Origin of the sequence: Sutterella wadsworthensis 2_1_59BFAA (assembly GCF_000297775.1) — a bacterium.
GTDB lineage: Bacteria > Pseudomonadota > Gammaproteobacteria > Burkholderiales > Burkholderiaceae_F > Sutterella > Sutterella wadsworthensis_A.
In genome coordinates this window covers 151,179-156,413 of sequence record NZ_JH815521.1, presented here as the reverse complement: position 1 = coordinate 156,413, position 5,235 = coordinate 151,179, and the positions used below count along the sequence as shown (strand labels likewise).

General features: G+C 54.0%; 3 protein-coding genes and 3 pseudogenes. 3 read left to right on the top strand and 3 right to left on the bottom strand.

Going from position 1 to position 5,235, the window contains the following annotated elements:
* Positions 1-280, bottom strand: a pseudogene (locus HMPREF9465_RS13555) (IS256 family transposase); the annotation flags it as partial.
* A 34-nt stretch (positions 281-314) separates the two neighbouring features.
* Between HMPREF9465_RS13555 and HMPREF9465_RS11495 the strand changes: the two are divergent.
* The gene (locus HMPREF9465_RS11495; protein WP_005437177.1) at positions 315-1,379 is read left to right on the top strand and encodes an IS110 family transposase; all 1,065 of its coding nucleotides are present in this window, start codon (positions 315-317) and stop codon (positions 1,377-1,379) included.
* A 606-nt stretch (positions 1,380-1,985) separates the two neighbouring features.
* Here HMPREF9465_RS11495 and HMPREF9465_RS12990 read toward each other — a convergent pair.
* The gene (locus HMPREF9465_RS12990) at positions 1,986-2,177 is read right to left on the bottom strand and encodes an IS200/IS605 family transposase (protein ID WP_419723249.1); all 192 of its coding nucleotides are present in this window, start codon (positions 2,175-2,177) and stop codon (positions 1,986-1,988) included.
* A gap of 375 nt (positions 2,178-2,552) precedes the next feature.
* Positions 2,553-2,786, bottom strand: a pseudogene (gene tnpA / locus HMPREF9465_RS12985) (IS200/IS605 family transposase); the annotation flags it as partial.
* Here tnpA and HMPREF9465_RS11490 point away from each other — a divergent pair.
* Together HMPREF9465_RS11490 and HMPREF9465_RS13550 are read left to right on the top strand one after the other, a co-directional pair.
* Positions 2,754-4,070: an RNA-guided endonuclease InsQ/TnpB family protein gene (locus tag HMPREF9465_RS11490; RefSeq protein WP_231289394.1), complete on the top strand. Its 1,317-nt coding sequence runs from the start codon at positions 2,754-2,756 to the stop codon at positions 4,068-4,070. The pseudogene tnpA and the gene HMPREF9465_RS11490 overlap by 33 nt on opposite strands.
* A gap of 812 nt (positions 4,071-4,882) precedes the next feature.
* Positions 4,883-5,235, top strand: a pseudogene (locus tag HMPREF9465_RS13550) (hypothetical protein); the annotation flags it as partial.

Below are 5,235 nucleotides of genomic sequence, written 5' to 3'. Positions count from 1 at the left end.
GGCTAAAGCCGTTGCGCTTGTTGGGGACAAGGGAAAGCTCGTCAGCATCAACTTCTTCAGGAGGCGTTTCGGTGGGCTGACAGCCGGTGAGATGGGCATCCATTTCTCCCTGCAGCATGGCTTCGACAAAGCGTTGGGAGAAGGTACGTACGGCCTCGGAGAAGGCTTCGGCTCCTAGGGGGCGGCCCGATGCTCGAAGCTCGGAAACGTACTGCTCGATGTGGCTATCGAGGGGGGTGGTGGACTTCTTACGAGAATTGCGTTTGGTGTTCGTGTTCATTGGATGCACCCGTTTGGCGGGCTCCGATTATCCCATGGACACAAAATTTCTGACGCTCTCACGCAAGATCGCCGTTGCGATTGGCATCGACCTGGCCAAAGACCATTGCGACGTTGTTGCATACAATGCCGACAACAAGGTCTGCTTCAGCAAAGCCAACATGTCCTTCCCAAAGCTTATGGAATGGCTTGCGAACGCACATCCTGCCGTTGTCCTGATGGAGTCATGCAAAGGTTGCCATGTTCGCGCACGCGATATTGCCGATCTCGGCCACGATGCTCGTCTCGTCAAAGGGGCTGATGTCAAGGCATTGCGCAATGTTTGTCAAAAGAACGACATTCGAGATGCGGACTACATTGCCAGGCTCCTCTACGTCCCCGGCACCAAATTCGTCTTCGTGAAGAATCAACGCCAGCAGTCGCTGCAATTCCTGCAGAACGAGTACAAGAGCTTTCAGGAGTTGCGGATCCAAGTAGGGAATCAGATACACGCCGGTCTCGAAGAGTTCGGCTGTCCTGCGCGAAAGTCTACAGCTTTCATTCAGTCCCGCATGGTGGCTCATCTGGAGAAGAATGCGGAACTGATCCCTGAGGCAGTGATGGCATCTTTTCTCCGTCGACGCGAGATGTGGCTCAACCTTTTCGAGCAAGAGGAGGGAGCTAAAAAGCGAATGGAAGAGATTGCCAAGACGGATGACGACGCCAAACGCATTATGACCATACCGGGGGGTGGTGCTCAGACGGCAGTCGGAATGTTGGTGCACATCGGCGGCGACATCGGGCGTTTCAAAAACAGCGGGCAGTTTGCTGCTTCCATTGGGCTTGTTCCGAAGCAGAACAGCACCGGTGGCAACACCACGTTGAATGGCATCACAAAATGCGGCCCCAAGAGGCTGCGCGCGAATCTGGTGCAATGCGGACAGGTGATTCTCATGCACGCCGACAAGCTGAAAGGGAATTTTGGCGACTGGGTTCGAAAACTGCGAGATAGCGGCAAGAAACGAGGCGTTATTGCCTGTGCAATTGCAGCCAAGCTAGCCCGAATCATTTATCGCCTGATGAAGGACAAGGTAGATTACACACCCGTACCGAGCCGTTAAAGGTACGGATCGCACATAGCGATCATCGGCAAAATACCGCCAAGGACTACGAAAGCAACTACTAGTGATGAATCGTGCTCAACGCAATAGAGTGATGCTGATAAACAAAATGTGATATCGTATAGATAGCGTTAATCACGCGCAGTTTATAAAGCACCTTTGTTGTTCCGAATCTCACTATGTCGGCTGAGGCTTAGGAATGAATGCCTCCTGACCGCGGATGTATTTCAGTGAAGCCCTTTCTTCAACTTCGATTATTGTTGAAAGCGGTTCTTCTGGTAGAAGTCTGAACGAAGTCACTAGCGCGTTCCGCGCTAAAGATTTGGACGGGAACGAAGACTGATGACTGCTAACTGTGCGCGAGTCGATGGAAGCTGTTGAGCGTCTCTCTAAGCGCTCCCCAACCAGGGAAGATGGGAATTTAGCCTATTCGTGCGCCAACACGCGACGCCGGAGCTTCAGCCAATCGATCAACGTTTCCACAGAATGTGGCTTCGCCACGTAATTGAATGAGGGCGCGCGGTTGGGTTTGCGCGCCCTCAGGGGAAGTTGTACCCTAAAGGCAACATTTAACCCTTGCAAATAGGGAGCTGACCATGTATTTGTTTAGCTCGGCCTCTCCTGATTCTCGATGTATGTCTTGATAATCGAGAGCGGAGCTCCGCCGCAGCTGGCGGCGAAATACGAAGGCGACCATAGACAAGACCCGAAGCATCTTTCGAACCCGGCCTGCGATTGCTTTCGAAGCATTCGGCTCGACACGCCCTTGAGGCTGTTGACGAGCTTCGAAACGGAAATATTGGGGCACTTCGTAAATTTACGTGTTAATGTACCCCCCCAAAGAGGTATGTCTGGTCAACGTATATTCTTGCGCTCGCCGCTTGGCAACCCGCCCACATGCTGTGGGCGGGCAAGCCCGCGATTATGGCGCAACAGATAGCGCGTCAAGGGTTCTTCGGCAATGAACGGGGAGCCCCGTCCGTTCTACGAACGGCCACCCCATTAAATGCCTCGCCCCCTTGACCCGTCAGGCGACGGTAGCCGGGCAGCGCTGAGGGAGCGCAGCAGCTGGCTTTTCATCAGCTGTGTGCTACGGTCCTCCTCGACCGCGTAAAAAGGGTCAAGCCAAGGAGACGACCGCTACCGCTTAAGGGGTACACTTAGCACGTAACAATGCGAAGGGGCAATATTGGGAGGATAGTTCACCAGCAGGTGAACATGATCCCGCTCTCCGTTCATTTCAACCAGTTCTGCATTGAAGTCCTTGCAGACGTTCTCGAAGATGTCTTTGAGGAACCCAAGTTGATCTGCTGAAAAGCGTGCACGCCTGTATTTTGTCACGAAGACCAAATGCACGTGCATCATGAATACACAGTGTCTTCCCCTACGAACATCGGTGTTTTGCATCGTGTCTCCTTTCGAGAGACTAAGTATAATATTGGCATGATTATTCGCCAAGGCTTTTCGTTCAAACTGAAACCCGACGGAGCACAGAACAGAAAGATGTCCCGCTTCGCCGGTTGTACGCGTTGGGTGTACAACCAAGGGCTTGCATGGAACGAAGAGCGTCGTGCAGCGGATCCCGCCTTTCATCTCAGCTATTCGAAGCTTTGCACCGAACTGCTGGTTTGGAAGGAGCAGAATCCCTGGCTCAAGAAAACGCACTCGCAGGTTCTCCAACAGTCGTTGAAGGATTTGATGGGCGGCTTCCAGAAGTTCTTCAAAGGTCTGTCGGCCTTCCCGAAGAAGCACAAGAAGTTCGTGACAACGGACTCCTTCCGCTTCCCGCAGGGCTTCAAGATTGACGAAGGACGACGGCAGATTTATCTGCCGAGCATCGGCTGGGTCAAATACAAGCGAAGCCGCTTCATTCAAGGCAAGGCCAAGAATGTGACGGTTTCCCGACAGGCCGACGGATGGCACGTCTCCATCCAAACCGAGTACGAAATGGAGCCTCCCAAACATGCCGGCGACAGTGTCGGCATCGACATGGGATGCGTCCGTTTCTGCACGCTTTCCGACGGCACGTTCTTCGAGCCGTGCGGCGCACTCAAGAAGCAGCTTAAGAAGCTTGCTTGGATGCAGCGCAGGCTCGCAAGAATGCAGAAGTTCGGGAAGAATTGGCGCAAACAGAAGGCCGCGATTGCAAGGCTTCATCAGCATATCGCCAATGTCCGTCGTGATTTCATCGAAAAGGTCTCGCTGGAAATCTGCAAGAACCACGCAGAAATTTTCAGAGAGGACTTGAAGATCAAGAACATGACGGCATCCGCGAAGGGAACTGTTGAGGAGCCCGGCAGTCGCGTTGCACAAAAGAGCGGTCTCAACCGTTCCATTCTCGATCAAGGCTGGGGGATTTTCTTCAACAAGCTTGAATGGAAGGCGTTGAGACTGGGCGGACACGTTCATACGGTGCCGCCGCAGAATACAAGTCGCACCTGCCCGATATGCGGCTGTGTTTCCAAAGACAATCGCAAGACGCAGGCGTTGTTCAAATGCATCTCCTGCGGACATCAGGGAAACGCGGACGTCGTGGCTGCGATCAACAGCAAAGAGCGCGGACGAAGCTCGTTAGCCTGTGGGGAGTCTGAGAAGAATGCTCAGGCTCAAGTGAATCCGGGTCGGTCTAAAAAACCGGCGCCGAATCAGCAGCAGGAATCCACCGAAGTGATCAGCAGCGCATGCTGCTGACACAGTAGAGAATCTCCGTCGTTCACGGCGGAGAGAACGTCAAGGTACGATAGTGAAAGTGCCGTACCGTGAGATCTCATCTCGTCATGCGTTCCCGATGGGGGCTGAAGGGGTGATATTCGTGACGGCCGTTTGAGTTGTTGCGTGGCACATATCCCGAAATGGGTAGGACGGGTGAGGTTCGGGCGAATTTCGGGTTTTGTGCGGGCCGCTCAAGGGAGCGCACGGATGTGACAATTGAATTTCGCACGGCGCGAAGGGGAGTAAGAATTGTTTTGTTCTCGTGTGCGGGCCGGGAGAGATTCGCGACGACGCGCTCGGGCGTCCGGTCGTGCGCCGTGCCAATGAAAAGAAATTTAGCGCGGGCAGTTTTTGCGCATGCTTCGAATTGCGGAAAACGCAATTCACGGCCTCGTCGCGGCGGATTCGCGAGTGAACGGGGGTCAAACGGGCGGGCGGATTTCCTGTATGCTTCTCTTGTCGCTTGTGCTTCCCGCCTACTTGCTTGCGGGGTTGCGCGGCGTCCGTTCGGGAACGGATTTTGTGGGTCCGCCCCGAATTCAGCAAGATCTGCCGGTCGGTCGGTGGATTTGATTTTCAGCCCTGCCCCATGCGGTTGCAGGGCTTTTTTTGTCTCGGCGAGAGGCGTCGGGTTCTGGATTCTTATGCGACCTGCAAGTCGTCAAAAGATCACTCAAAGCCCAGAAACGAAGCAGACACTTCTCTTAAAAGCCCTGTTTAATCGGGGCTTTTTTCTTGCACCGCGATGGGTGCATATGATATAATTATATACACCCATAAAAGGAGATCAAATGGCAGCTCGGAAGGAGTTCCCGGTCAAAGTTCGCCGTGTGGCAGTAACGAACAAAAAGACCGGCGTCAAATACATCGAGGAACGTCGCTATCAATACGATCCGGCAAAGGGCTACAACGTCCTTCTGTCGAGCCGTCGGACGGGTGAAAAAATCCTGGAAGGCGAAACGGTGACAACCCGTTGCCGCCCCAAGAAGAAGCCAGCCGAAGCGGCTCAGACTGCCGAGCTCTCTGCCAAACGAACCCGTGTAGGGGCTCTGGACTTGATTCGTCATGCCGGGGCAGTGGCCGGACTCGAAAGTTCGGTCCGCAGGGCGTATCCCAACGGTGGAACCTCCGAGAAGCTGCTCTC

What these genes read in the sequence shown, in the direction of transcription:
- HMPREF9465_RS11495 (WP_005437177.1), top strand. Translation starts at nt 315, where the DNA reads ATGGACACAAAATTTCTGACGCTCTCACGCAAGATCGCCGTTGCGATT.